Raw genomic sequence first — 24086 nt, 5'->3', positions numbered from 1 at the left:
CGCGATTATTGTACTCAATAATCTTATTTGTTCTTGTTGCGACGACCAGCGGTTTTCTTTTCACGCGGTGTGGCGACCAGCTCAGCCAATTGATCCGGTGATGACCATAGGCCTTCTAAGTCATAGAACTCACGCGCTTGCGGGGTCATGATATGAACGACAACCGCGCCCAAGTCAATCAACGTCCAGTCAGAGTCGATACCGCCTTCACGGCCAAGCGGCATAAAGCCCGCTTGTTTGGCTTCAGCGCCGACGCTATCCGCCATCGCGCGTACATGACGTTTTGAGGTACCATCAGCGATGACGATACGCTCGGTGACGTCAGTTAAGTCTTCTACATTCATTACAGTGATGTTCTTTGCTTTCATATCATCTAGCGCGCTTTGTATAATGTTTAAGCACACGGTTAAGCGTTCTTCGGTCATGGTGTTGATCATAAATTTTAATCTCTTCAATCGTAACTATTAAAAATAAAGGGGTAAAACGTCAATTTGTCTGATTCGACTGATCATATGTCGTCAGTCACGTATAGAGACAGGATAGGCAAAATGACATAGATAAGGCGATTTTAACGGAATTGAGCAGCAGAATATAGCTGATGGGCGATAATATAGTGATAAACGGCAGGATTGAGCCATTTAGCTAATGAATTGGGGTGAGTATTGCTCATAATATCATTTATTGGTGCGATAGATGCGATTTGCCTGTCAGTGACGGGCATTTTATTTGTTTCAGTCGCCAATATGTGTAGTTGCTCGCGTATTTGCGTGCTTGATACGGCAGTGATCGGTCGCGTATCTATATAAATGTGTCCTTTCATAGCGCTTTTCAAGTCAGTGCTATCTGTTTCTAAGCTATCTACCAAGCATCGAGCAATTGGAGTGAATAGCTCAATCGGTGAGTCGGTTACATGTGATTGTAAAGGTAGCGGCAGTTGCGATTGCAAGGTTGCCAGATATTGCGAGGTCGATATAGGGTTTTCAAATGATGTCGTACTGGCAGAAATTTTATCATTAATATCATCGCTATCCTCACGATTAAACACCCACAGATTGACATAATCAGTGAGTCCTAACCCGTCTTTCCATTTATCCAAACTGCGCGCGCTGTCCATACCCATGATAAATATCAAACAGTCATTAGGATACTGCTGTTTGAGTGAGCGCACACTATCAATCGTATAGACAGGCGGCGTTTGCCATAGCTCCAGCTCATTAATTTGTATCGGTGTGTCTTGCATTGCGAGCTGCAACATGGCTAAGCGGTGTTTAGGGTCAGTGCTCTGCGTTTTAAATGGCGAGCGCGCATTGGGTAATAATGACACGTGCAAGGGGCGGTTTTGCTGCTTTGCGATTGGCAACAAGTCCTGATAGACGTGTAGAGCCACTTCTAGGTGACCATTATGTACCGGATCAAACGAGCCGCCAAGATAGGCACGGATGGCAGGGGCAGAGATCTTTTCGTGAGAGTTATTGCTCGTATTTGGCATAAATAAATGCGTAAAAAGAGATGAAGTATCTGTTGGTATCAATACACCTTACTCTTTTATCCGCTAACCTTTTTATATTAACTGAATCATAGCGCTATTGTAGAGGGCGGGCGAGTATCTGTCATCACTATCTATCACCACCTATAGTCAGTGAAAATTAATACCGCTACATTATGCACTGTTAAATCAATTTTTTTGCTTGCTGTGCCTGCGCAGACAGAGGCTGCAAAAATTGACATTAGCAGTACCGTATCGTTTTTGAGATGCTTTGACTATACCACCACAGCACCAATAAAAAACCGACCATCATGATGATAGTCGGCGGTATAACGGACTTTGATTGGCAAATCGTATAGCGATTAAATCAAATCGCTATACGCTTGGATAGCAGTTAGCGCGATGGTATAGACGATATCATCAACGAGTGCGCCACGCGATAAGTCATTGACTGGCTTATTCAAACCTTGCAGCATCGGTCCAACGCTGATGACATTGGCGCTACGCTGCACCGCTTTATACGTGGTGTTACCAGTATTGAGATCAGGGAAAATAAAGACGTTGGCTTGACCTGCGACAGGAGAGTCAGGCGCTTTTTGTTTACCCACACTCATGACCGAGGCGGCATCATATTGTAGTGGGCCGTCGACTTTGAGGTTCGGCGCACGCTCACGGACGATTTGGGTGGCACGAGCGACTTTTTCGACATCCGCGCCTGCGCCTGATGAGCCCGTAGAATAGCTGATCATCGCGACTTTTGGATCGATACCAAAGGCAGCAGCAGACTGTGCCGATTGAATGGCAATTTCTGCCAACTCTTCAGCATTCGGATCAGGATTGATCGCACAGTCACCATAGACAACCACTTGCTCAGGCAACAGCATAAAGAACACGGACGATACGAGCGAGTACTGCGGCGCGGTTTTGATTAATTGAAACGCTGGGCGTACGGTATTGGCAGTGGTATGAATCGCACCTGAAACCAGACCGTCGACCTCATCTAGGTGTAGCATGATGGTGCCAAGATACACCGTATCTTTTAGATATTCAGCGGCGACGTCTGCGCCAGTCTTGCCTTTACGGCGCTCAACGACAGCAGCGATATATTTGCTCATATCAAGGGTGTCAGGGTCGATGATTTCTAGACCTTCTGGCAACGTCAAATCGCGATTTTTGGCGACTTGCTCGACATCGCTACGCTTAGCTAGCAGTACGCAGTCGGCGATACCGCGGCTCTGACAGATACAGGCCGCTTCGACGGTACGTGGTTCAGAACCTTCTGGCAATACGATACGTTTTTTAGCGTGCTGTGATTTTTTGACCAACTGATGGCGAAACGCCGATGGGGACAAGCGCGGTTCATGATTACGGCTAAAGTATTCTTTAATCCAGCTCAAATCCAAATGGGCAGCGACATAACGCGCTACTTCTTCAGCGCGATCGGTGTCATCACTTGGAATCTCTGAGCTCATATGGACAAGGCTCTGTACCGTTTGATAGCTGTCACTCTCGACGCTCATGATAGGGATGCCCGTTTTGAGCGCCGACTGCCACAGCTCCGTTACGGTCTCGCTTGGTAGGATACCACCTGTCAAGACCAATCCTGCCAGCGGAATACCATTGATACAGGCCAATCCTGCGGCCAATAGCAAGTCATCGCGGTCACCAGGGACCACCATCAACGTACCACGTTTGAACACTTGATTGACACGAGCGACTGAGCGCGCCGTTAGACTGATGCGATTGATACGACGTGTTTTTGCTTCACCAACGTTAAGCCAAGTGGCATCAAGCTCGGTGGCAATGTCCCAAGTGCGCGGTACAGACAACGAATCGCTAAAGGGCACCACGCCGATGAGGCGAAACGCGTCGGTATTGAACGAAGGCGATAGACGCTGCACTTCTTGCAAAAAGGTTGGATCTAAGCTGACGACCGCCTCACCCGGAGCGACTGGTTGATTTTCAAAGGTATTAGGCACGTCTTGTACCCGCATCAATATCACGCCAAGCGTACGTGCATCCATGACACCGCCGAACTCGCGCGCATGCACATCAAGCTTGTCCGCCAACGCCGCTGGTTGACCGATATCAGCGGCACCAACAAATATAATCTTGGCATCTAAAGCATGGGCGAGGGCGCGGTTGATTTGTGAGGCGTAAGAGGTCTCAGTGGTCGGCACCAGACCTTCACAGATGATGACGTCAGGGCCATCATCTATTGTGTGATAATTGGCAATCACTTCTTCCATCAAATCATCAAGGTTGCCATCGCCCAACATCCGCTCGACGTGCTGACGGCTGATCGATTTGGGCGGCTTTAGACCAAAGGCATGCATGGTCAATGCGCTTGAGCTGTCTAAGCTATGCTGCTTATCTAGGGTATCGTCTTGCAAAAACGGCTTCATAAAGCCCGCTTTGATACCGTTATAATCAAAGGCGCGAATCAGTCCAAGCGCGGCTGATGTCACACCGATACCGCGGCTAATGGGAACAAGTAAAATGGTCTGCATAGTGTATCCTACGGTTTATTTTATTATTAAGTTCAATTCATCCTTGGCAGAATGAGCAATGTGCTGAGTATGTACGCCATAGCCTTATAGCAAATGTTAATTATATAGATATGGCTTATCAAACACGCTCACGCTTATATTAAATTCAATGCCTGACGAGTCTCTTGAGCAATACGGCACTCTTCATCAGTTGGGACGACCCATAACTCGATACTGCTGTCATCTGCGTGGAAGCTGCCTTCTTTACCACGAACCAAACTGGCATTTTTGTCAGCATCTATTTTGATACCGAAATGACGCATCACTGCCAGGATTTTGGTACGTGTAATGTCGGAGTTCTCACCGATACCGCCAGTAAAGACAATACCGGTAAACTCTGGTAGCGCACAGCTAAGGCTGGCCAGATATTTACCAGCACGATAGCAGAACATCTCGATAGCGAGCTTGGCATCTTCGTGACCTTCACTGGCTGCTTGCTCGATGGTACGCAAGTCGTTAGACAGTCCTGAGATGCCGAGTAGACCGCTGTCATTATTGAGCATTTTGTCGGTCTCTTCTAAGCTCATATCGAGCTGACGCTTCAGATGCATGTGCAAGCTAGGATCCACATCACCACTGCGCGTACCCATCATCAGCCCCTCAAGTGGGGTCAGTCCCATGCTGGTATCGAGACTCTTGCCATCATATACCGCCGCGATTGAGCAACCATTACCCAAATGCGCGGTCAACCAACCATGCGGGCCTTTTGCCTCAGTGATTTGGCTGGCACGCTCTGAGACATAGGCGTGAGATGTCCCATGAAAACCATAGCGACGGATTTTATGCTCTTCGTACAGATACTTTGGTAGCGCATAGCGAAAAGCAACGGGTGGCATGGTTTGGTGAAAGGCAGTGTCAAACACCACCACTTGCGGCATATCAGGATAGATCGCCTGAACCGCTTCGATACCCAGCGCATTTGCAGGGTTGTGTAGCGGAGCTAGTATCTTGAGGCGCTTTACTTCTTCTAACGCATGCTCATCAACGCGAACGGCCTTAGAATATTCGCGACCACCATGTACCACACGATGACCGACGGCGATGAAATGATACTGCTCTAGTAGCTCAAGGATTTTTTGTAGTGCCAGCTTATGGCGACCACCAGGGATAGAGATTTCAAGTTTTTCACCGTTTAAGGTCGTGTGCTTGATACGAGCCGTATCGAGACCTAAGTTTTCGGCAAGACCGGTGATACGAGTAGAGTTGTCATCGCTAATCAACGCGTATTTGATGGAAGACGAGCCGCAGTTTAAAACCAAAGTTGGGCTGGTCAGGGTTGATGTTTCAGAGTTCTTATCATCAAAAGTGGTCGTTAGGCTGGCGCTCATACTCTATCCTTAGATTGGTTTTTATAGGTGGGTTTTTATAGGTAGAAAATCATCATATCGTCAGATTACTATGATAAAAGTGACACTGATATCGCATCATGTTCATATTAAGTTGATGATAGATTGATCGTGTTTAACACAAAATTAGCCATATCCATGCTGATCTATCAAACAAATATATGGCCGAGCTTAGTCATACTGAGGCTGATGGTTGTATCTTATTACTATATAGCAGTACCGCCGAATCGCAGGCCTGCGCCTCATCATAGCCGTAAGGCCGCGGTATAATGTAACATATTTTTGTAGCTATACCGCGATAACGGTAAGGTTTAAAATTGGTGTCTATCAAGCGTTAAAAATATTGATACATCTGTTATAGCTAGTGGCTCCTAGGTACTTTAGCTATTGATTATTGGCTGTTATAGAGCTGCCTTATGAATATCAAAAATTGTAAGAAATATTGTCTAAATACCTATCAGACATGTTTTTATGCGCAAATTATAAAGCGATACCGTCAGTAAATTATGATGAAAGCATCAAACTAATCCCCACTATGAGCCAAATTTATTGGCCAATGCTGTTCAGTATGCGTACAGCTTTGTGTCATAATGCTATGATTGAAACTTTGATATTGGCCATTTTTGGGCTGCCTTTTTCGCTCTTTATTTATTACGATTTTTAATCGCACTTACACCGCTACACGCTCACAGGTGATCCACTCTATGTCTACTATACTTCGCTCATCAGAAACTGGGCATATCGCCTTATGGAGACTTGCCAGTCGCCGTGCCATTATTACTTTAGTGATTGGCAGTGCGATGATGGTAGGGTTGTCAGGTTGCGGACAAAAAGGCGCTTTGTACTTACCAGAGTCCAGTAGCCAAACGGTAGAGGGTAGCTCGTCTGTACTGAGTAGTACAAGTAAACCACAAGATGCCGCTTTTGCTGGTATTGATGATGATACCTATCAAAAAAATGACTATTTAGATGAGCAGCAAATACTGCCCGAGCCGAGTACAGATCCTAACGATTATTAATGTTTATTCTTACCCTTGATACCCTGATTATATTAGAGATGTTTATATGAGTCATTCTGAACTACCTGCTGACGTAACCGATGTTGCTACTGGCAAATCTGTCACTATCCAAACTGAGCACGGTCTATATGTTGATCCTAAAGCGTTGAGCGCTCATCTGCCCGCGCTAAGCTATGGCGACGACGCGCTATATATGGAGCAGGTTAGTGTTGATGAGTTGGCAAAACAATATGGTACGCCATGCTATGTCTACTCAAAGCAGGCGATACTGGATGTTTATCAAGCCTATACCGATAGCTTTGCCAGTCTCGACCATCAGGTATGCTACGCGGTAAAAGCAAACTCGAATCTTGCGGTGCTTGGAGTGCTTGCGCAGGCAGGCGCTGGGTTTGATATCGTCTCTCGTGGTGAGCTGATGCGCGTACTGGCTGCAGGCGGAGCGGCAGCGCGCGTTGTCTTCTCAGGTGTTGGCAAAACTTACGGCGATATCGAATACGCACTGACCCAAGGTATTGGCTGTTTTAACGTCGAGTCGATTAGTGAGCTGACCTTGATCAACGAGGTAGCGGCAGCACTGAATAAACGTGCGCCAATCTCATTACGCGTCAATCCAAATGTCGATGCCAAGACGCATCCGTATATCTCAACAGGTCTTAAAGACAACAAGTTTGGTATTACCCACGAAGACGCCTTAGCGGTCTATCAGCAAGCGGCGGATTTATCGCATATTGATATCGTTGGTATTGATTGTCACATTGGCTCGCAGTTGACGGAAGTCGCGCCGTTTGTCGCCGCACTAGATAAAGTCATTGAGCTGATACATAGCCTGCGCGATAATAGTATTGAGCTGCGTCATATTGATTTGGGTGGTGGTCTAGGCGTGCGTTATATTGATGAGACGCCCGTGTCTATCGATGAGTTTGCCGAGGCTTTATTACCAAAGCTTAGCGAGCTTGGTTTGACCGTATTCTTTGAGCCGGGTCGTAGTATCGTTGCCAATGCTGGTGTGCTATTGACGCAAGTCGATGTACTTAAGCCGACTGAGCATAAGAACTTTGCGATTGTCGATGCTGCGATGAATGACTTGATTCGTCCTGCTTTATATCAAGCTGAAATGGCCGTGATTCCAAGTACATTACCGAGCGATGGTATTGATACAAATGGTACAAAGCCGTGGGACATTGTTGGCGCGATTTGTGAGACAGGGGATTTTTTAGCAAAAGATCGCTTACTGTCATTAGAGGCAGGAGCTGTCTTGGCAGTGACGGGCGCAGGGGCTTATGGCTTTACTATGAGTAGTAATTACAACTCGCGTCCGCGTGCCAGCGAAGTGATGGTATCAGGCAATAAACATCAGCTCATCCGCAAACGTGAAACGGTTGAAGCATTGTATGCTGACGAAATACTGTGGCAGGATAAATAAAGCCGCCAACCTGCCAACACTGACACTGTTTTTGCATAATAAATAAAACCCACCGAGATAATAACGGTGGGTTTTTTATGGCAAACTCGAATGGGGTATATCGAGTTTGAGGTATAACGATAAGTTAGTATTTGATAGCGGTGATAATTATGATTGTATCTGACAGCGTGCTAATATAAGCCATACATAAAAATAGGATAGGACATCAAAGATATGCTAATAGAATTTACTAAAATGCATGGGCTGGGCAATGATTTTATGGTTATCGATTTGGTGACCCAGCGCTTAGATTTGACCAAGGAGTTGGTAGAGTTATTGGGAGATCGCCACCTAGGTATTGGCTTTGATCAACTGCTTGTGGTCGAGCCACCGATGCGCCCCGATGTTGATTTTAGTTACCGTATTTTTAACACGGATGGCACCGAGGTGGAGCAATGCGGCAATGGTGCGCGCTGTTTTGCCCGTTTTGTGCAAGCACGTAAACTGTCATTTAAGCAGCGTCTACGGGTTGAGACGGCGAGCGGCATTATCTCTTTGACCACTGATCGGTTTGGTTGGGTAGAGGTTGATATGGGTAAGCCCAAGTTTGAGCCAAATGAGATTCCCTTTAGCCCAAGAGCCACGACCAAAATCCAAAACACTTATCACCTCGATGTCAATGGCACACCTGTACAGCTATATGTCGCCAATATGGGCAACCCACATGCCGTTATCAAAGTTGATGACGTGCTGGACGCTGAGGTTGAGACGTTAGGCAAAGCCATTGAGTCTCATCCAGCGTTCCCAGATCGCGTCAACGTGGGCTTTATGCAAGTGATGAACCAGCGTCATATTCGTCTGCGTGTGTATGAGCGCGGCGTGGGCGAGACGCAAGCTTGCGGCACGGGCGCCTGTGCAGCAGTTGCAGTCGGTATAAGAGAGGGCTGGCTCGATGAAGGCGAAGAAGTGCGCGCGCAGCTATATGGTGGCAGCATGATTATCAAATGGCAGCCAGGTTATTCAGTTACGATGACAGGTCCGACCGCTTTCGTCTATGAAGGTGTATTTAGTCCAGATGGACTGATGGCACAAGCGGGTCTTAAACCCAATGCTGAAGGCTGATAACGGTTGTTAGGCCAATCGTATAAATACCAAGGATGGTTCTAATATGGTTATGTCTACAAATAACGATAGTCAGGCGGCGAGCTCAGCACCTTGGCTATCTACTGAGCTGGCCGCCACTATAGAGTCAGACGCTGCATTGCGAGAGCTACTCGCACCTGTGCATCGTTGGCTCAATACGCTGTCTGTGCGCAACCATTCGCCGCATACTCTGACCGCTTATTTCGCTGGTTTAAATCAACTGGCGTTATTTTTGCGTGGTAAGCGTCTAACGTGGACGCGCTGTGATAAACGGCAACTGGCCCAGCATATCAGTCAACGTCTTGATGAAGACAAGCTAGCGCTTGCCAGTGTTCAGCAAGAGTTGTCTGCGATTCGGCATTTTTATGGTTGGATGATTGAAGAAGCGCTAGCACGTATCAACCCAACCACTGGCTATCAGCTGAAGCGTAGTCCTAGACCGCTGCCTTCTATCGCTGATGTCGATTTACTGACTCAGCTACTCGATCAAGAGATTCCTGATACGCCAGAGCAAGCGCGCTTATGGTTGCGTGACAAGGCTATGTTCGAATTGCTCTATAGTAGTGGCTTGCGTGTTGGCGAGTTGGTTGCACTCGATATGGCAGATGTAGATTTGTCTGACTTACGGGTACGAGTCACGGGTAAGGGGAATAAAACACGCCTAGTGCCATTAGGGATAAAGGCTGCAGAAGCGATTAATCGTTACCTACCACATCGTAACCTATGGGTAGAGCAGATGGATAGCGCATTGTTCATCAGTGAAAAGCTCGGCACCAGATTATCAACACGGGCAGTGCAACAGCGCTTAAAAGTTGCTGCTACTCGCGCGGGTATTGCCCAAAACATGTATCCACATCTACTGCGTCATTGTTTTGCATCACATATGCTGTCAGGCAGTGGTGACTTGCGCGCCGTACAAGAGATGCTCGGGCATAGTGATATTAGCACCACGCAAATTTATACTCACGTTGATTTTGCCAAATTAACACAAGTCTATGATCGCGCCCATCCACGAGCCACCCACACTCAAAATGATGAAAATCCTACCTAATTAAGTAATCTATGGTTTAAGCAATCTACGGTTTAAGCAATCTATGTTACTTCTTAAGTTATGCCAAACGATGACAATCAAAGATAGGTAATTTCTGTCGACCTTGCACTTGAGCTTGCTTGTCTAATGATGCCATGACGATGGCGTATCCTTTATCTATGTCAGATGTCGTAGACAGATTTAGCTCACTGCTATCATGGCTCGCAATAACGCTGCCATCAAAAGCAGTAATGGTAGTATGTCCCCACGTCTGGCGAGTATTGCCATTTTTATATGCATGATCGCCGCCCTGTGCTGCCCCGATCACCATGCACTGACTGTCCAAAGCACGTGCCTGTAACAATAGCGACCAATGCGCTTGTCCAGTCAGATAAGTAAAAGCAGACGGTGCGCTTAATATATCAGCACCTGCTTGACTTAAGCGCTGCGCTAGAGCAGGAAAGCGCAAATCAAAACAGACCATCATACCCAACTGATAGACAGCGTCGCCGGACTCAAGAGGCGCAACCACGGTCTGCGTGCCCGGCTCAAACGTCGCCGCTTCATTGTAGCTGCCTTGCTTGTCGGCCACGGTCGCGGTGAACAGATGAATTTTATCGTATCGTGCCACTCGCGACCCGTCTGGCGCAAACAATTGACTAACTTGGCGCAGCCGACCATCAGGAACGACCATGCCATCAGGCCGATAAGGGCAAGGCAGTGAGCCTGCCAGTAGATATATATTATGAGTGCGGGCATACTCTGCCATCGTCGCTGATAGCGCGTCAAAACGCTCTGCAGTCGCAAACTGCTGACCCATGCTACAGCAGTTTTCAGGTACGACAACGAGTTCAGCACCTTGCGATTTGGCATCAATGATCGCCGCTTTTATATTCGCTAAATTGCTATCGATGTCTTGCTGACTGTTCATTTGAATGGCAGCTGTGCTAAATTGAGAGGGCATTGTTGTGTCAGTCATGACAATATTCTCCGTGACGGGTAAGTCTTGATGGCTGCTCATGACAATTTTTTATGACGTTTTTTATTATAAAATGTTGATGACGCTGAACAAACCATTCATAGTTATCGGTTGGTTATTAAGGCAAACATGCTAAATTTGTATCACAAACATACCAATCGTATCTGGATAGGATATAAATTATCGTAGCAAAATTGTGATAAAAAATGCTATCGTCATGTCCTGTTAAGGTGACATCATCGCCTTAATTGGCAAAATAAATACAATATGACCAAGACTGGAGTGTAATAAGCCGCCCATGAGTATGTCGTTCGGATTGGCGAGCACGCTAAGTACTTCACAAAAACTGACACCGCAAATGCAGCAAGCCATTAAATTGCTGCAGCTCTCTAGTCTTGAGCTCGCACAAGAGGTTCAAGCCAAACTGGATAGTAATCCGCTGCTTGAACGTATCGAAGAGGATGATGACGAGTACGAGAATAACCGTGACGATAGAGCAGATGAGCTAAGCGAGTCATTAACACTTGATAGCTGGAACCAAAGCAGCAGTGACGCATCTAGCGCAGGATCTGATAACCATACAGACTATGGTGACGATAGCACTGACAGCTGGGAGAAACTGCAGCAATCTCGTATTGATGATGGAGCGATGGATAGTGATAGCAGTTTTGACACTGATAGCTTCGATGCTAGCAGCTTTGATAAAGAGAATTACGCTTCGACATCAACAGGCGCAGGCAATAATAGAGGCGATGAGGATTTTGATAGTTATCAGGGCGGTACTTCGTCGACTATCCAAGATCACGTACGTTGGCAGCTCAACTTTAAGCGCCTATCAGAAGCGGACACATTGATTGCAGAGTATTTGATGGACTCTATGGATGACATGGGATTCATACGAATTGATATCGATGAGCTGCTACAGAGCTTTGATACCATGGCCAACTTTTATCAGTGGGATGAACGCGTTGAGTACGACGAGGTCATGGCCGTATTGCGTATGATCCAATCTTGCGATCCGATTGGCGTTGGCGCACGTCATTTGAGTGAGTGCCTAGCGATTCAGTTGTCCAAGCTAGACGCCAATACTGCATATCTCAAAGAAGCAAAAGCGCTGCTAACAGCCGGCGAGCTTTTGGTGAGTAACAATATCAAAGCGCTTACTGAACGGACAGGCCTTGCCCCTGAGAACATCACCCCTGCGCTTAACTTACTGCGCACCTTAAACCCTTCACCCGGATTACTCTTTCAGATCAACCAGCCTGATTATACCCAGCAGCCCGACAGTTACGACATTCCAGATGTATTAGTCACACCCATTAGGAGTCGTAAAGCCACTGCCAATACTGAGGCATTAGAAGACGGTTGGCATGTACGCCTCAATCCTGACACCTTGCCGAAGCTGCGAGTAAACCAAGAATATGCCAATTTAGTCAAACGCGGTGATGACAGTCCGGACAACCAATATCTACGTGAAAACCTCACCGATGCGCGCCTCTTTATCCGCAGTATCGAAGAGCGCAACCAAAACCTATTAAAAGTAGCAACCAGTATTGTGCGTTATCAGCAGGAGTTTTTGCAGCACGGTGCGACGGCCATGCAACCACTTATTCTAAAGGCAATCGCAGAAGAAGTAAATCTACACGAGTCCACCGTTTCACGTCTCACGACCAGTAAGACGATTTTGACACCGCAAGGACTATTTCCACTAAAGCACTTTTTTTCTTCTCACGTCAGCAGTTCGGATGGCGATATCTCATCAACGGCCATCAGTGCCATGATTAAAAAACTAATCGCTGATGAAGATCCCAAAAAACCGCTATCGGATAGCCGTATTCAAAAAGAATTATTGGCAGACGGTATCGATATTGCCAGAAGAACAGTTGCCAAATATCGTGAAGCCATGAATATTGGCTCATCTACTCAGCGCAAACAGAAGTATTAATCGTTTAAATACAGCCATCTGCAACAATTTTGAGTAATCATTGATATTTCTGTGACAAGATATAAAAAATAAAATTTTTTGATTATATAGAAACATAATGGAAACAACAGCTATTGTTACACTTAATTACAATTTAACGTCTTGCTACTATCTCTCTTTCATGACAAATTAGAGTCATACCAACAACGAAATCTAAGTGCCAATCTATAGTATTTACTTGTAATGAATAAAGGAGACGATAAAAGGATATGTCGAAATCTTACTAGAGGCATTAGATAAGTTATTGGTAAGGCAGGATGATAAGAGCAGGAATGCGACTTCATCTGTTGAATGTAAGTCACAAATACAAGGACAATAATATGAATGTTTCTATCAGTGGTCACCATATCAGTGTTACCGAAGCTATGGACACAGCAGTTCGTGAAAAGCTTGAAAAAGTAGAGCGACACTTTGATCAGATACAGAGTATTAAAGTGATATTATCGCTAGACAATAGTGGCGCAAATGATGGCGGTAAAAAAAGCCATAAAGCTGAAGCAATTATGCGCGTCTCAGGTCAAGAAATGTTTGTCCAAGCATTAGAAGATGATATGTATAAAGCCATTAACGAGATGGCAGACAAACTTGATAGACAAGTACGCAAGTACAAAACCCGTCAAGAGCGCAAAAAGACTCAGGGTGCTGGGCGTGATGAGCGCTATCAAGACACCACTCCTGCTGAAGCAGTACCAGCAGCTTAATGATACGTTTGAATCACGTTGATTAAGGGGGCAATCAGATCATCAAAAGCGTCTGAACAAGCTAAAAAATAAGAAATTCGACAAACAGCTATTTCATTCATTGGTGATTTACCAAAGAAAAAAGACCTCGAACGTTTGACACGTTGAGGTCTTTTTTAGTACGTCTTTAATACTGCGATCAGGACTTCATAACTCATAAAAGCTAATAATAGACTGAAAAATAAAAAATCAGCCTCCGCCCACAGCCTGTACGACTTCGATGTTCATACCTTCTTCAATACGCAATTGAGCCAGCTCACTCTTTGGTATCAGCTCACCATCTACTTCGACGGCATAGCGTCCTTGACTGAGTCCAAGTTCATTGATGACCAACTGCACTGTCTGATGGGTGGTTTGTAAGTTTTTACCATTAACACTAATAGTGCTCATATAAAATCCTCCTTAATAATTTGAGATTCCTTGTATCAGCCTTCCTCTTGTATCAACCGCAATATAGCTGCTTTCAATATTATGGGTGACTTATTTTTATCTATACTCATAATATCAATCAACTTTCGGCAGGTATGAGTAGAATGGATTAATCCATTGAGTTCTCAAATCGAAATGTAGAGATAGCAAGCCATAACCAACCTGCAATCATAAGGACCCCGCCAATGGGCGTAATCGCGCCAAACCAGCGCGGTGCTCCAAGCGTCATGGCATACATACTACCAGCAAATATAATAATACCGATTTGCAATAACCAAGCCGTAGTTTGAGTGGTATATTTTAAGCGTATCAGTAAGCCCACAACTAATAGACCCAGCGCATGTATGAACAAATACAGCGTCGCGGTATGCCACCATTCAAGCTGTTGTGCGCTGACAATATTCTCTAAACCATGAGCACCAAATGCGCCCAAAGCGACAGCAATAGCCATATTAATGGCGGCAATACCGATCCAATTTAGCATGGCAAAACTCGTATTTTTTTAGAGCTACTGAATGTCATCTGGCAAGATCACGCTATCAATGGTCATGGCATCACGAATTTTATCCATCGCGTTTTTTTCGATCTGACGGACACGCTCAGCCGAGATAGAGTAAACTGCTGCCAGCTCGTGCAAAGTGGATTTTTGCTCAGAAAGCCAGCGCTGCTCGACGATATCACGTGAGCGATCGTCCAATGTTCCCATAGCCGCGATCAACGCTGACGAGTTATTTTCTTCCCAGTCTTCTTCTTCCAACTGCTCAGCAGGATCGATGCCATCTTCCAAAAACAGCTGCGGTGCATAACGACCATCATCATCGTCACTTGACTGTGCTTCAAATGAGGCATCATAAGAAGTCAGGCGTGACTCCATCTCGAGCACTTGCTTGCGCGTAACATTCAAGTCTTTGGCAATCGCGTCTGCTTCTTCTAGCGTGAGCTGATTGTTGGTTTTCTTTAAACTACGTAAATTAAAGAATAACTTGCGATGTGCTTTGGTGGTCGCAACTTTTACGATACGCCAGTTACGGATGACAAATTCGTGAATTTCAGCTTTGATCCAATGTACGGCAAAAGACACCAAGCGCACACCTTTATTGGGATCGAAACGTTTGACCGCCTTCATCAATCCAAGATTACCTTCTTGGATTAAATCAGCTTGTGGCAGTCCATAACCTGAGTAGCTACGTGCAATATGAATGACAAAACGCAGATGTGACATCACCAGCAGACGTGCTGCTTCGACATCACCTTCATCATAATAGCGATGGGCAAGTTCTTGCTCTTGTACAGTAGTCAAGATAGGGATTTGATGAACGGTATTGATGTACGCACCCAAATTGACCCCTGGCGCTGACAAATGGGTTGGCATTGCTGGCACCAAATCACGCGTACTGGTATTGCCTAACGTACTGGCGTCATAAGGTGGGCGCTGTGCAGCTGCCTTTAGTGCAGCATCGCGCGCATCGTTTTTTATAGGAGCTGTACTGTCTTTTTTATTCGCATTCGCAGCATCAGAAGTAGTAGTAGCCATATTCTTGACCTTGGTTAAATAGTTAAGCAAATAGTCAGATAAAAATCTCTATAGTTGTAATTGTAAAGGACAGCAGCGTTTAGTTGCTATCAGTTTTGGTAATGATGAAGTGATATATTGTAGCGAAACGCTGCAATGATGTGCTATTGCCTGACAAATCAGTAACTTCGTTGACGATTAACGCTAAGTAGTCGCTCGTTTGTGTTTGCTGACTCTGACGACAAAACGCTGTGATATCAGCTTGTGAGTTGGGATCCGTCGCGACCACATATAATGAGTCACCAGCGGCTACATCGCGTAACGCAACCTTGGTTTTCAGCAGTGGCATGGGGCATGCAAGCCCGCGACCATCGACGAAACGCTTGATATTTAGTAAAGGTTGCTCTTCATCTATTTTCGTCTCAGTGCCAACATCTGGGCCACCATTCTCTACTGGCAACAAGTCTAACAGATGATTGATCTCTTGCTGTTCTGGATCGGATAAGCTCGCTGATAAGTAAATAGAGTGTGATGCACGTTTGATGGGTAATTGGCTATCAGCGGACATAATACAAACCTTACAAGTATCAATATTTCGGTTTCTTTATCAAAAAAGGCTCAAACAATTATTTTGATTATCGTCAATCTATTTACGGAAACCATGAGCTTACTATTATTGTGTTTAACCATTATACCAAATAGCCGATGTATAATTGCATTTGAATATAATCAACGCCATGTTCGGTTCATTAGAATCACACAGTCATGTTGCACAATCGTGACGGGTGGCTGAGTGATTGGTAGCTAAGCACATAGTAGAATTGACCTTATACAAACAAGCTCGTATAGTCAAAAAGACGTCGTCAACAATCTGATAGGATACGAATTTGTACCACGCTAATAGACCGCCACGACTTATTAAAGCCACCAGCCATTCGTTAAATAAGCTGTCGGAAAGCTCGCTATCTAAACTATTTGGGCAAACAGATAGCCGCAACTCTGTGGTTTTATCTTTTTCAAATAGTATCAAAATCGGACTGTCAGTGACACTGCTGGTAATTGCTACAAGTGCTCATAGCAAGGATGGTGATGATAGCCAAGCTATGCCATTTGCCAATCATTCATGGCAAACAGTAGAGTCACAATCGTTAGAGCTACCCAATTTGCGCGGGCAAGGACTGAGCTTTGCTGAGCAGTATCAAAACAAAATGCTGGGTGAGTGGTCATTACAGAACATCAATGGTCGGGTCAAAATGGAGCACGACCCTTGGGTGCAAGAAACGGTAAAAGACATGACGTGGCGATTGAATGCGCAAGCCCGTCAGCAAGCACCACTTGGCTTAGTTATTCTTGATAATCCCAGCATCAATGCTTTTGCGGCACCTGGCGGAGTCATCGGGATCAATACAGGGACGATATTGGCTGCCAAAAGTATGGATGAGCTGGCAAGTGTCATCGCCCATGAAGTCGCGCACATCAGTCAACGTCACTATGAGCACAGCGCAGACGAGCGCAAAAAAGCCTTACTGATGCAAGTAGGCGGTATGTTGGCTGCGATTGCCGCATCAGCAGTCGATGGTGATGCGGCGGCGGCTGTAATGGCGGGTAGCCAGACAGCTTCTATGAATAGCAGCATGGCTTTTAGCCGTAACAACGAGCGCGAGGCCGACCGAGTAGGGATGCAAATCATGACTCAGGCAGGCTATGACCCTCGGGCAATGCCACGGTTTTTTGCCACGATGAATCAACAAAGCCAGCTCAATCAGGTTGAAAATCGCTTTTTACCAAGCTTTGTGCGCTCGCACCCGCTCAGTGATGAGCGACTGAGTGAGTCGCAGAGCCGTGCTGGGCAGTATCCCACACTGTCATTGAGCCAGCAGCAGCGCCATCAAGCCTTGTTTGATTTGCTCTATTGGCGTGTACAAGTTACTGGCAAACATGCTTCTGAAGTGACGCTCACAACCGCTGCTAAAAATAGTCTGGGTGCCAAACTTGCCTTAGTAAGCTGGTATGGAGAACAGCAGCGTATCAAAGAGGCTAATGAGGTATTGACTGAGATACATAAACTCCCAAATACGCAGCGTCAAAGCCTAGAACCTTTGCTGTCGATTACTCATAGTCAGCTTTTAAGTGAACAAGGCAAATGGCAACAAGCTGCAGATATTTTAGAGAGTCAGCAGCGTCTGTATCCTGAGCGCCGTGACTTGCGTCTGTATTTGGCGGAAGCACTGACCAATAGCAATCAGCCATCAAGGGCACAAGTACTGCTAAAACCACTCACAGAGCAGCAACCAAGCGATCGCTATGCATGGCAAAGTTTGCAGCTTGCTAATGAAAAGCTCGCTAAAACCGCAACGTCACCACAACTGGCTAATATTGCAACGATCAACGCATTGCGTTATCGCAGCTACGATCAGCTCTGGAATGGTCGCTATGAGAGTGCGTTGACATCACTGACGCAGGCCAAGCAATTGACGGAAAACCTGCAAGCCACAGCACAAAGCAATAGTGCGCGCCCGCTACTAGCCAATATCAATGCAGAAATCAAAGCAATAAAAACCGCCAAAGACTTTGAGCCTTAGGCGGTTTGTAAATAGTCAGTTTTTCGTACAACAACGGGTGCGCTTGACGACATCATTTTCAGTAATAGCAGCTCATATGCCGGCTTGCTACCCAAAACGAAAAATTAGCCTTGTAGCGCATCTTTAACCATTTTAGAGATCAACGCAGGATCAGCACGACCAGCGGTCTTGTTTTTCAGTACACCCATCACGCTGCCCATATCACGCATAGAAGTGGCACCTTGCTCTGCGATTTCCGCGTTGACCAATGCCATGATTTCATCTTGATTCATTTGCTGTGGCATAAACTCATTGATAATATCAATCTCAAACTGCTCTTTGGCCGCCAAATCATCACGGCCATTTTCAGTAAAAATAGTGAGCGACTCTTGACGTTGTTTGAGCTGCTTTTGTAGCACTTCTAATACTTGCGCGTCATCAAGCTCTGTCTGACGATCGATCTCAATTTGTTTGACAACTGACTGTACGTTGCGCAGTATTTTGACACGCTCAAGCTCACGAGCTTTCATAGAAGTTTTGATGTTGTCTGATAACGTCTGTTTAAGTTGGCTCACTGCTATTATCCTTATTCGTTTGTTAAATGCTATTTGTTGGGTACTGTTTAATAAGTTTTTTTGGGGTAAAACCTGCTGAGAGCGGGCTTTGATAAAAAATTGCATCAGCAGTAACAACGAAAATTGTAGCATAAAAAACGCCACTGATATCGATGGATAACAGTGGCGTTAGTGTAGCACTTGTACTTAACTAATCAGATTGTTGATTAGTACATACGAGTAGTACGAATAGTTTCGCGTTGTAACTTCTTCTTATAACGCTTTACGGCAGCAGCTTTTTTGCGCTTACGTACTTGCGTTGGTTTTTCATAAAACTCACGCTTACGTACGTCTGATAATACGCCAGCTTTTTCACAAGCGCGCTTGAAACGACGGATAGCGATATCAACTGGTTCGTTTTCTTTAACCTTAACTGCAGGCATGAAGACTCCTCGATTAGGATGAGATATAAGGGCATTAGTTTGGCTGTGTATTAGTATTTAGCCGTAATATCTCAAGATTACTGGCATCAGCTCAAACTAGGACAATTCTCACGCATTAGCGTAAGGGCAGGTATTTTAATAAAAAATACCAACAAAGTCAATGATTTTAACGGTTTATTGTCTATTTATACTTTGTTTAAAATGTATCGAGGCTGAGCTGTCAGGTTTTAGGTGAGTTAGAGCACAAAGTTTAGTGTTAATAAAAAATCCCTACGGTCTATAACGGTTTAGTGGGAGTTTATGCTATGATATTTCCCATATTGTAGGGTCTATGAACCGTTTTGTGCGTATTTTATTGAGGATGTTGGAATGAAAAAAACAGTATTGAACACGGTGTTAAGCACAGCTTTTATCGTAGCTTTGGGTGCGGGCGTGAGTGCTTGTAGCGGCGGCGAAGAGCACGAAGAAGTATTGGCGATTGATATGGTAGATGAAGCGGCTGAGCTGGCACGCGCAAACGCCCCTGAAGCAGAAGACATGGAGTTTCCAGAGACGGCACCGATGCCAGCGGCGGATGCAACAGCTGCAGATGGGACAGAAGTTGATGCCACTGCTGAAGCAGGTACGGCGGATACAAGCATGGCAGACGCGACAACCCCAGCCACAGAGAGTGCTGATACCGCGGCTGCGCCTGCTGCCACTGACAGCGCCGATATGGCAACACCTGCTGAATAAGCTTTTAATTAGACTCGTAATATAATATTGTGAGTCTATGAACTGCTACAAAAAATTTGGCCACAAACGCATCAAATAAAGGTAAGGTCATGATCGATATACAGCAGGATATAAGAAGACTGAGCTTATCTGTTATCAGTCTGAGTGTGTTATTAGTATTGAGCGCTTGTAGTGGTGATAACGCGACTACGGAAGAGTCCAGCGCAGCCAACGAACCTGCTGCTACGAGTGTTGAAGAAACAGTTGCAACAGAATCTGAAACTACGGTGCCTGAGCCTATGGCTGAATCTGAGACTACCGACATGGTGGTTGAAGAAAAGACTGCTGTTGTCGCTGAGCCTGAAGTGCTCGCTGCAGATGCTGGTGCTAAACTTTACGAGTCAAACTGTAAAGTCTGCCATACAGCGGGTTTATTGAATGCACCGAAATATGGTGACACAGCCGCTTGGGCGACTCGTTTGACCAAAGATAAAGAGACACTATATATGCACTCTGCTAAGGGCTTTAATAAAATGCCAGCACAAGCGGTAAATGGTGTCAGTGAGGCACAAGTCAAAGCCGCTGTTGATTATATGCTCGCGTCAGTAAGCTGATATAGTATATATAGAGTATACCAGTCATTGAAATTTGTTAAACTGACCGTCATTGTGACTGACAATGGCGGTTTTTTTATGCGCGTTTTCTATTACTATCGATTTTAAAAATATGACTGGCTGTGCGAAGCGGATTTGATTCGATATTCAAAATTTTAAAGCGATATACAATAAAAACGTGGCAAAAAATAGTCCGAAAACAAAAGCATAAAGGCAAAAGTATGAAGGTATTGGGTTTAGAGACGTCTTGTGATGAAACTGGGCTGGCGATCTTTGATAGCGAGCAGATCAATAGTGACAATCAAGGGTTGGTCGGGCAAGTACTGTACTCACAGATTGAGCTACATGCGCTCTATGGCGGCGTTGTACCTGAGCTTGCCAGTCGTGATCATATTCGTAAGCTCGTGCCCTTACTCAACGAGCTGCTTGAGCAGTGTGATATGAGTAAAAACGACATCGATGCGATTGCCTATACTAAAGGGCCAGGGCTGATCGGTGCGTTGATGACCGGCGCATTATTTGGCCGCAGTCTGGCGTATGGTTTGGATATTCCTGCCATTGGTATTCATCATATGGAAGGGCATTTGCTCGCGCCGCTTATGGGTGCCAATCCGCCCGCTTTTCCTTTTGTTTCGCTGTTGGTCTCTGGTGGTCACACTTTACTTATAGCCGCTCATGGTGTGGGACAGTATGAAATCTTGGGTGAGTCGATCGATGACGCGGCGGGTGAGTGCTTTGATAAAGCGGCTAAGATGCTAGGCTTACCTTATCCCGGTGGGCCTAATGTTGCCAAACTGGCAGAAGCTGGCAATCCTGATGCTTATGCGCTGCCAAGACCGATGCTACATCGAGGTTTGGACTTTTCGTTTAGCGGTATGAAAACAGCGGTACATAACTTGATCAAAGACACTGAGGGCTCTGATAGCGATCCGCAAATTCGCTCGGATATCGCCGCGAGCTTCCAGCATGCAGTGGTCGATACCTTAGTGAAGAAATGTGTCAAAGCACTCAAGCAAGCAGGTATGAGCCGTCTGGTCATTGCAGGCGGCGTCAGTGCCAACACACATCTGCGCGAGATGCTAGAGGCGGAGCTGGCTAAGATCAATGCGACGGTCCACTACGCACCGCCAGCACTGTGTACGGACAATGGTGCAATGATTGCTTATGCCGGATTTGAGCGCTTGCAGGCAGGACAGTCTGATGATCTGGCGATTAGCTGTATTCCGCGCTGGCCAATGACAGAATTACCAGCACTGTTGCCTGCAGTATAACGTTCAAAAGCCATATAAATTAAGGATAATCTATGCAGTGGCTAGCAATCGGCTTAGGAGCAGCATTAGGCGCGTGTTTACGTGGCTATTTAGCGCGCTTTAATCCACTGTATCATTGGATACCACTTGGCACGCTTGGCGCAAATGTCTTGGGCGGCCTGCTGATTGGCCTTGCGCTCGTCTGGTTTGAGCGTATGGGTAGCAACTTATCTGATCATGTGCGCGTGTTTGTGATAACTGGTTTTTTGGGCGGGTTAACTACCTTTAGTACGTTTAGTGCAGAAGTATTTGGTTTTATTCATGATGGGCGGCTGCTAGCAGGCTTAGCGCTCATCGGCTTGCATGTTGGACTGACATTATTAGCAACCGCGCTTGGCTTTTATTTCTTTAAGTGCGTACTTTGAGCTTGTATCGATATCACCTGCTTAATGAGTGGTCTGATTTAAGTGGTTATCGAAATACAGTCTGTTTTAAATGGTCTGTTAATGAGTCTAGAGGGCATAATGACTGGTTCCGCTGGGGTATACCCTAATTAAGGCTTATTGACTTGCCCTAAGAATAATATTGCATCAGTTTTGTTGTCCTTAATTAAAAATACAAACGGATGATCGGCTTTAAACTCTACTGGCTGATCTATAGGAGCAGAAGCTTCCGTTGCTACAATGGCTGTTGCTGCTGCCGCCTCTGTCCCTTTTTCATCGACAATAACTACCGCCTGATGATAAACATCATCAATTTTTATAGGCAGAGGCTGATCAAATAATTTAAATGTAGCTTTGTCCTGAAAGGCGCTTGGCATACCCATAGCTGACAGCAAACTTTTCATATCGTAGCGCTCTGCAAGCTTAAACTTTGGCAAGTAAAGGTTTACTTCTTGAGTGACTAAGTCTTTATTCCATTGTTTAATCTTATCAGCACTCAAATCCTGCACCAGCTGTTCCATCGCAGCTTTGTCTTTTGATTTGGGTAATATCACTAGCATGGATAAGTCATCGCCCTTGTAAGGCAATTGCACGACCTGTACTTGCTTGTCCTCGCTATAGCCGAAATCAGCCTTCATATTCATTATTTTGATATCAGATGGTGTGCCCGTAAGAGGATGGAACGGCTGCTCAAAAGTGCTATTTGCCTCAAAAGGCATTTTCCAATCGCCCTTAAAGTAAACCGCGTTGGTTAATACTGCGACAACACTAGAGGGAATACTACCCTTTGGTAGCAACTCAGGAATCAGCTGATTGGTGTGCTGAGCAATTTTTTTATTAATGATAAGGCGCGAGGGATCAGGACTACCTTTAAAATTAAGGTTGGTTACTTGACCGCCATAATAGCGTTGTACGGTGTCTACGTACGCCTTATTAGGCGTTAGCCCTTGTTGCATCCATAAATCATTGACCGTGGCGAGCTTATAATCAGGATTGGATTTATTGAATTGATTATAGAGTGCAGCACTATTAGGGTTTAGAGTATCCATCGACGGATAGTAAAAGGTCTTCTGAATTTGCTGCTTTGTTTCCCCTTCTGCTGCTGCATACAGCATTGCCATTGCCGTAGACAAACTATAGGGTGAGAAAAATACATTCTTATCTGCTTGATCAGGTTGCTCGTTTATCTGCTGATACATATCAACAGCGAACTGGTTGTTGGCATTGATGACTTGCATAACGCCATTCGAGGTTGACGCGGAATCATCAGCAGCAATAAAGCCATCTTTACTAACGGCTTTATAATCGGAGTTATTTTTAGGTGTATTATCTGGATTTAATGCCGTATTGGCTACCGTGTCAGTAGGCTTAGTCTCCTTCATGATACTGTCACAACCACTGACCATCACCAATAGGCTGCTGATCGCTAATGCGCCCATAATACGGTTACTAGGCATTTTTTTAAGATAACAATACTGGTTGTTCTTCATATTTGTTTCACTAATAATCTAGGGTTTATACGATGCCATTCTAGTATCCTTTCCATACAATCGTTTAGCCTATTTTGGTAAGCGTACTATATTTTCAAGGCTAAGCTTGATGCGTGTATAGGGAGCCAAATCAGTGAGAGCGCCTGATTGCCCCCCATAGGTATACCTATCGACCTCTCCTAAGGCATATCAACCACCTTATGATTAAATGAGTCAATAGAATCAGCCCTATAGTAAATGGTAAAAAAAGAGAACTTTGAACTACCGCTTGTGCCGCAGTCAATTCGACCTCTTTCATATTAACTGCATACCAATTAATCGGATAAAAAACTTCACTAATCAGAAAAATTATCGCAAAAGGTAAGGCAAATAGTAAGCCATAGACGGCTGTATATTG

23 protein-coding genes are annotated in these 24086 nt (G+C 45.3%); 11 read left to right on the top strand and 12 right to left on the bottom strand.

Annotation, left to right across the window (positions count from 1 at the left end; all coding sequences use genetic code 11):
- Nucleotides 1-23 precede the first annotated feature (23 nt).
- From rsfS to BTW00_RS00380, 4 genes are all read right to left on the bottom strand, one after another.
- Nucleotides 24-437, bottom strand: coding sequence for a ribosome silencing factor (gene rsfS, locus BTW00_RS00395; protein ID WP_058024376.1), 414 nt, complete (start codon nucleotides 435-437; stop codon nucleotides 24-26).
- Between the two features lie 131 nt (nucleotides 438-568).
- Nucleotides 569-1489 (bottom strand): nicotinate-nicotinamide nucleotide adenylyltransferase, encoded by a 921-nt coding sequence (locus BTW00_RS00390; RefSeq protein WP_075105737.1) that lies wholly within the window; start codon nucleotides 1487-1489, stop codon nucleotides 569-571.
- 359 nt (nucleotides 1490-1848) lie between these two features.
- Nucleotides 1849-3996 (bottom strand): phosphate acetyltransferase, encoded by a 2148-nt coding sequence (pta, locus tag BTW00_RS00385; RefSeq protein ID WP_075105736.1) that lies wholly within the window; start codon nucleotides 3994-3996, stop codon nucleotides 1849-1851.
- A gap of 134 nt (nucleotides 3997-4130) precedes the next feature.
- Nucleotides 4131-5363 (bottom strand): acetate/propionate family kinase, encoded by a 1233-nt coding sequence (locus tag BTW00_RS00380; protein WP_075105735.1) that lies wholly within the window; start codon nucleotides 5361-5363, stop codon nucleotides 4131-4133.
- Nucleotides 5364-6085: 722 nt separating this feature from the next.
- Between BTW00_RS00380 and BTW00_RS00370 the strand changes: the two genes are divergently transcribed.
- From BTW00_RS00370 to BTW00_RS00355, 4 genes are all read left to right on the top strand, one after another.
- Nucleotides 6086-6400 carry a lipoprotein gene (locus tag BTW00_RS00370; protein WP_075105733.1) on the top strand — a complete coding sequence of 105 codons (315 nt, stop codon included), beginning with the start codon at nucleotides 6086-6088 and terminating at the stop codon, nucleotides 6398-6400.
- A gap of 46 nt (nucleotides 6401-6446) precedes the next feature.
- A complete protein-coding gene (gene lysA, locus BTW00_RS00365) occupies nucleotides 6447-7823 on the top strand; it encodes a diaminopimelate decarboxylase (RefSeq protein ID WP_075105732.1) in 1377 nt (458 codons plus the stop codon).
- A gap of 213 nt (nucleotides 7824-8036) precedes the next feature.
- A complete protein-coding gene (dapF, locus tag BTW00_RS00360) occupies nucleotides 8037-8924 on the top strand; it encodes a diaminopimelate epimerase (protein ID WP_075105731.1) in 888 nt (295 codons plus the stop codon).
- Between the two features lie 46 nt (nucleotides 8925-8970).
- Complete coding sequence (locus BTW00_RS00355) at nucleotides 8971-9996, top strand: tyrosine recombinase XerC (protein ID WP_075105730.1); 1026 nt, start codon at nucleotides 8971-8973, stop codon at nucleotides 9994-9996.
- Nucleotides 9997-10054: 58 nt separating this feature from the next.
- On the opposite strand, the gene BTW00_RS00350 is transcribed toward BTW00_RS00355, so the two are convergent.
- Nucleotides 10055-10954 carry a nitrilase-related carbon-nitrogen hydrolase gene (locus BTW00_RS00350; protein ID WP_075105729.1) on the bottom strand — a complete coding sequence of 300 codons (900 nt, stop codon included), beginning with the start codon at nucleotides 10952-10954 and terminating at the stop codon, nucleotides 10055-10057.
- A 298-nt stretch (nucleotides 10955-11252) separates the two neighbouring features.
- Here BTW00_RS00350 and rpoN point away from each other — a divergent pair, with 298 nt between their 5' ends.
- Nucleotides 11253-12899 carry an RNA polymerase factor sigma-54 gene (gene rpoN / locus BTW00_RS00345; RefSeq protein ID WP_075105728.1) on the top strand — a complete coding sequence of 549 codons (1647 nt, stop codon included), beginning with the start codon at nucleotides 11253-11255 and terminating at the stop codon, nucleotides 12897-12899.
- 359 nt (nucleotides 12900-13258) lie between these two features.
- Nucleotides 13259-13639, top strand: coding sequence for a ribosome hibernation-promoting factor, HPF/YfiA family (gene hpf, locus BTW00_RS00340; RefSeq protein ID WP_075105727.1), 381 nt, complete (start codon nucleotides 13259-13261; stop codon nucleotides 13637-13639).
- Nucleotides 13640-13867: 228 nt separating this feature from the next.
- Here hpf and thiS read toward each other — a convergent pair whose 3' ends face one another.
- The 4 genes from thiS to BTW00_RS00320 all read right to left on the bottom strand — a co-directional run bounded on the left by thiS (nucleotide 13868) and on the right by BTW00_RS00320 (nucleotide 16188).
- Complete coding sequence (gene thiS / locus BTW00_RS00335) at nucleotides 13868-14068, bottom strand: sulfur carrier protein ThiS (protein ID WP_075105726.1); 201 nt, start codon at nucleotides 14066-14068, stop codon at nucleotides 13868-13870.
- A gap of 148 nt (nucleotides 14069-14216) precedes the next feature.
- Entirely contained in the window at nucleotides 14217-14591 is a 375-nt protein-coding gene (locus BTW00_RS00330) for a DUF423 domain-containing protein (RefSeq protein ID WP_075105725.1), read from the bottom strand.
- A 24-nt stretch (nucleotides 14592-14615) separates the two neighbouring features.
- Entirely contained in the window at nucleotides 14616-15479 is an 864-nt protein-coding gene (gene rpoH / locus BTW00_RS00325; protein ID WP_201601468.1) for an RNA polymerase sigma factor RpoH, read from the bottom strand.
- Nucleotides 15480-15720: 241 nt separating this feature from the next.
- Complete coding sequence (locus BTW00_RS00320; protein ID WP_075105723.1) at nucleotides 15721-16188, bottom strand: sulfurtransferase TusA family protein; 468 nt, start codon at nucleotides 16186-16188, stop codon at nucleotides 15721-15723.
- A gap of 319 nt (nucleotides 16189-16507) precedes the next feature.
- Here BTW00_RS00320 and BTW00_RS00315 point away from each other — a divergent pair, with 319 nt between their 5' ends.
- Nucleotides 16508-18202 (top strand): M48 family metalloprotease, encoded by a 1695-nt coding sequence (locus tag BTW00_RS00315; protein WP_256713939.1) that lies wholly within the window; start codon nucleotides 16508-16510, stop codon nucleotides 18200-18202.
- Between the two features lie 104 nt (nucleotides 18203-18306).
- Here the strand turns inward: BTW00_RS00315 and BTW00_RS00310 are convergent, their stop codons facing one another.
- Nucleotides 18307-18756 (bottom strand): GatB/YqeY domain-containing protein, encoded by a 450-nt coding sequence (locus BTW00_RS00310; RefSeq protein WP_058025631.1) that lies wholly within the window; start codon nucleotides 18754-18756, stop codon nucleotides 18307-18309.
- A 206-nt stretch (nucleotides 18757-18962) separates the two neighbouring features.
- Complete coding sequence (gene rpsU / locus BTW00_RS00305) at nucleotides 18963-19178, bottom strand: 30S ribosomal protein S21 (protein ID WP_010195908.1); 216 nt, start codon at nucleotides 19176-19178, stop codon at nucleotides 18963-18965.
- Between the two features lie 369 nt (nucleotides 19179-19547).
- Between rpsU and BTW00_RS00300 the strand changes: the two genes are divergently transcribed.
- The 4 genes from BTW00_RS00300 (at nucleotide 19548) to BTW00_RS00285 (ending at nucleotide 22181) form a co-directional block, all read left to right on the top strand.
- Entirely contained in the window at nucleotides 19548-19913 is a 366-nt protein-coding gene (locus BTW00_RS00300) for a hypothetical protein (protein ID WP_075105722.1), read from the top strand.
- A gap of 89 nt (nucleotides 19914-20002) precedes the next feature.
- A complete protein-coding gene (locus BTW00_RS00295; protein ID WP_075105721.1) occupies nucleotides 20003-20506 on the top strand; it encodes a cytochrome c5 family protein in 504 nt (167 codons plus the stop codon).
- Between the two features lie 221 nt (nucleotides 20507-20727).
- Nucleotides 20728-21777 (top strand): tRNA (adenosine(37)-N6)-threonylcarbamoyltransferase complex transferase subunit TsaD, encoded by a 1050-nt coding sequence (gene tsaD, locus BTW00_RS00290; protein ID WP_075105720.1) that lies wholly within the window; start codon nucleotides 20728-20730, stop codon nucleotides 21775-21777.
- Nucleotides 21778-21809: 32 nt separating this feature from the next.
- On the top strand, nucleotides 21810-22181 hold the full coding sequence (locus BTW00_RS00285; protein WP_075105719.1) for a CrcB family protein: 372 nt from the start codon (nucleotides 21810-21812) through the stop codon (nucleotides 22179-22181).
- A gap of 128 nt (nucleotides 22182-22309) precedes the next feature.
- Here BTW00_RS00285 and BTW00_RS00280 read toward each other — a convergent pair whose 3' ends face one another.
- Complete coding sequence (locus BTW00_RS00280) at nucleotides 22310-23689, bottom strand: serpin family protein (protein WP_075105718.1); 1380 nt, start codon at nucleotides 23687-23689, stop codon at nucleotides 22310-22312.
- Nucleotides 23690-24086: the final 397 nt, after the last annotated feature.

The organism is Psychrobacter sp. C 20.9 (assembly GCF_001921765.1).
In the GTDB taxonomy this organism is placed as follows: domain Bacteria; phylum Pseudomonadota; class Gammaproteobacteria; order Pseudomonadales; family Moraxellaceae; genus Psychrobacter; species Psychrobacter piscatorii_B.
This window is presented reverse-complemented; position numbering and strand designations above follow the sequence as displayed.

Excerpts from the sequence above, each read along its gene's own strand:
- BTW00_RS00280 (WP_075105718.1), bottom strand. The coding sequence starts at position 23,689 with ATGAAGAACAACCAGTATTGTTATCTTAAAAAAATGCCTAGTAACCGT.
- BTW00_RS00330 (WP_075105725.1), bottom strand. The coding sequence starts at position 14,591 with ATGCTAAATTGGATCGGTATTGCCGCCATTAATATGGCTATTGCTGTC.
- BTW00_RS00390 (WP_075105737.1), bottom strand. The coding sequence starts at position 1,489 with ATGCCAAATACGAGCAATAACTCTCACGAAAAGATCTCTGCCCCTGCC.
- BTW00_RS00355 (WP_075105730.1), top strand. The coding sequence starts at position 8,971 with ATGGTTATGTCTACAAATAACGATAGTCAGGCGGCGAGCTCAGCACCT.
- dapF (WP_075105731.1), top strand. The coding sequence starts at position 8,037 with ATGCTAATAGAATTTACTAAAATGCATGGGCTGGGCAATGATTTTATG.
- BTW00_RS00295 (WP_075105721.1), top strand. The coding sequence starts at position 20,003 with ATGATCGATATACAGCAGGATATAAGAAGACTGAGCTTATCTGTTATC.
- rpoN (WP_075105728.1), top strand. The coding sequence starts at position 11,253 with ATGAGTATGTCGTTCGGATTGGCGAGCACGCTAAGTACTTCACAAAAA.
- thiS (WP_075105726.1), bottom strand. The coding sequence starts at position 14,068 with ATGAGCACTATTAGTGTTAATGGTAAAAACTTACAAACCACCCATCAG.
- BTW00_RS00370 (WP_075105733.1), top strand. The coding sequence starts at position 6,086 with ATGTCTACTATACTTCGCTCATCAGAAACTGGGCATATCGCCTTATGG.
- tsaD (WP_075105720.1), top strand. The coding sequence starts at position 20,728 with ATGAAGGTATTGGGTTTAGAGACGTCTTGTGATGAAACTGGGCTGGCG.
- BTW00_RS00300 (WP_075105722.1), top strand. The coding sequence starts at position 19,548 with ATGAAAAAAACAGTATTGAACACGGTGTTAAGCACAGCTTTTATCGTA.
- rsfS (WP_058024376.1), bottom strand. The coding sequence starts at position 437 with ATGATCAACACCATGACCGAAGAACGCTTAACCGTGTGCTTAAACATT.
- hpf (WP_075105727.1), top strand. The coding sequence starts at position 13,259 with ATGAATGTTTCTATCAGTGGTCACCATATCAGTGTTACCGAAGCTATG.
- BTW00_RS00350 (WP_075105729.1), bottom strand. The coding sequence starts at position 10,954 with ATGACTGACACAACAATGCCCTCTCAATTTAGCACAGCTGCCATTCAA.
- pta (WP_075105736.1), bottom strand. The coding sequence starts at position 3,996 with ATGCAGACCATTTTACTTGTTCCCATTAGCCGCGGTATCGGTGTGACA.
- lysA (WP_075105732.1), top strand. The coding sequence starts at position 6,447 with ATGAGTCATTCTGAACTACCTGCTGACGTAACCGATGTTGCTACTGGC.
- BTW00_RS00320 (WP_075105723.1), bottom strand. The coding sequence starts at position 16,188 with ATGTCCGCTGATAGCCAATTACCCATCAAACGTGCATCACACTCTATT.
- rpoH (WP_201601468.1), bottom strand. The coding sequence starts at position 15,479 with ATGCCAACCCATTTGTCAGCGCCAGGGGTCAATTTGGGTGCGTACATC.
- BTW00_RS00380 (WP_075105735.1), bottom strand. The coding sequence starts at position 5,363 with ATGAGCGCCAGCCTAACGACCACTTTTGATGATAAGAACTCTGAAACA.
- rpsU (WP_010195908.1), bottom strand. The coding sequence starts at position 19,178 with ATGCCTGCAGTTAAGGTTAAAGAAAACGAACCAGTTGATATCGCTATC.
- BTW00_RS00285 (WP_075105719.1), top strand. The coding sequence starts at position 21,810 with ATGCAGTGGCTAGCAATCGGCTTAGGAGCAGCATTAGGCGCGTGTTTA.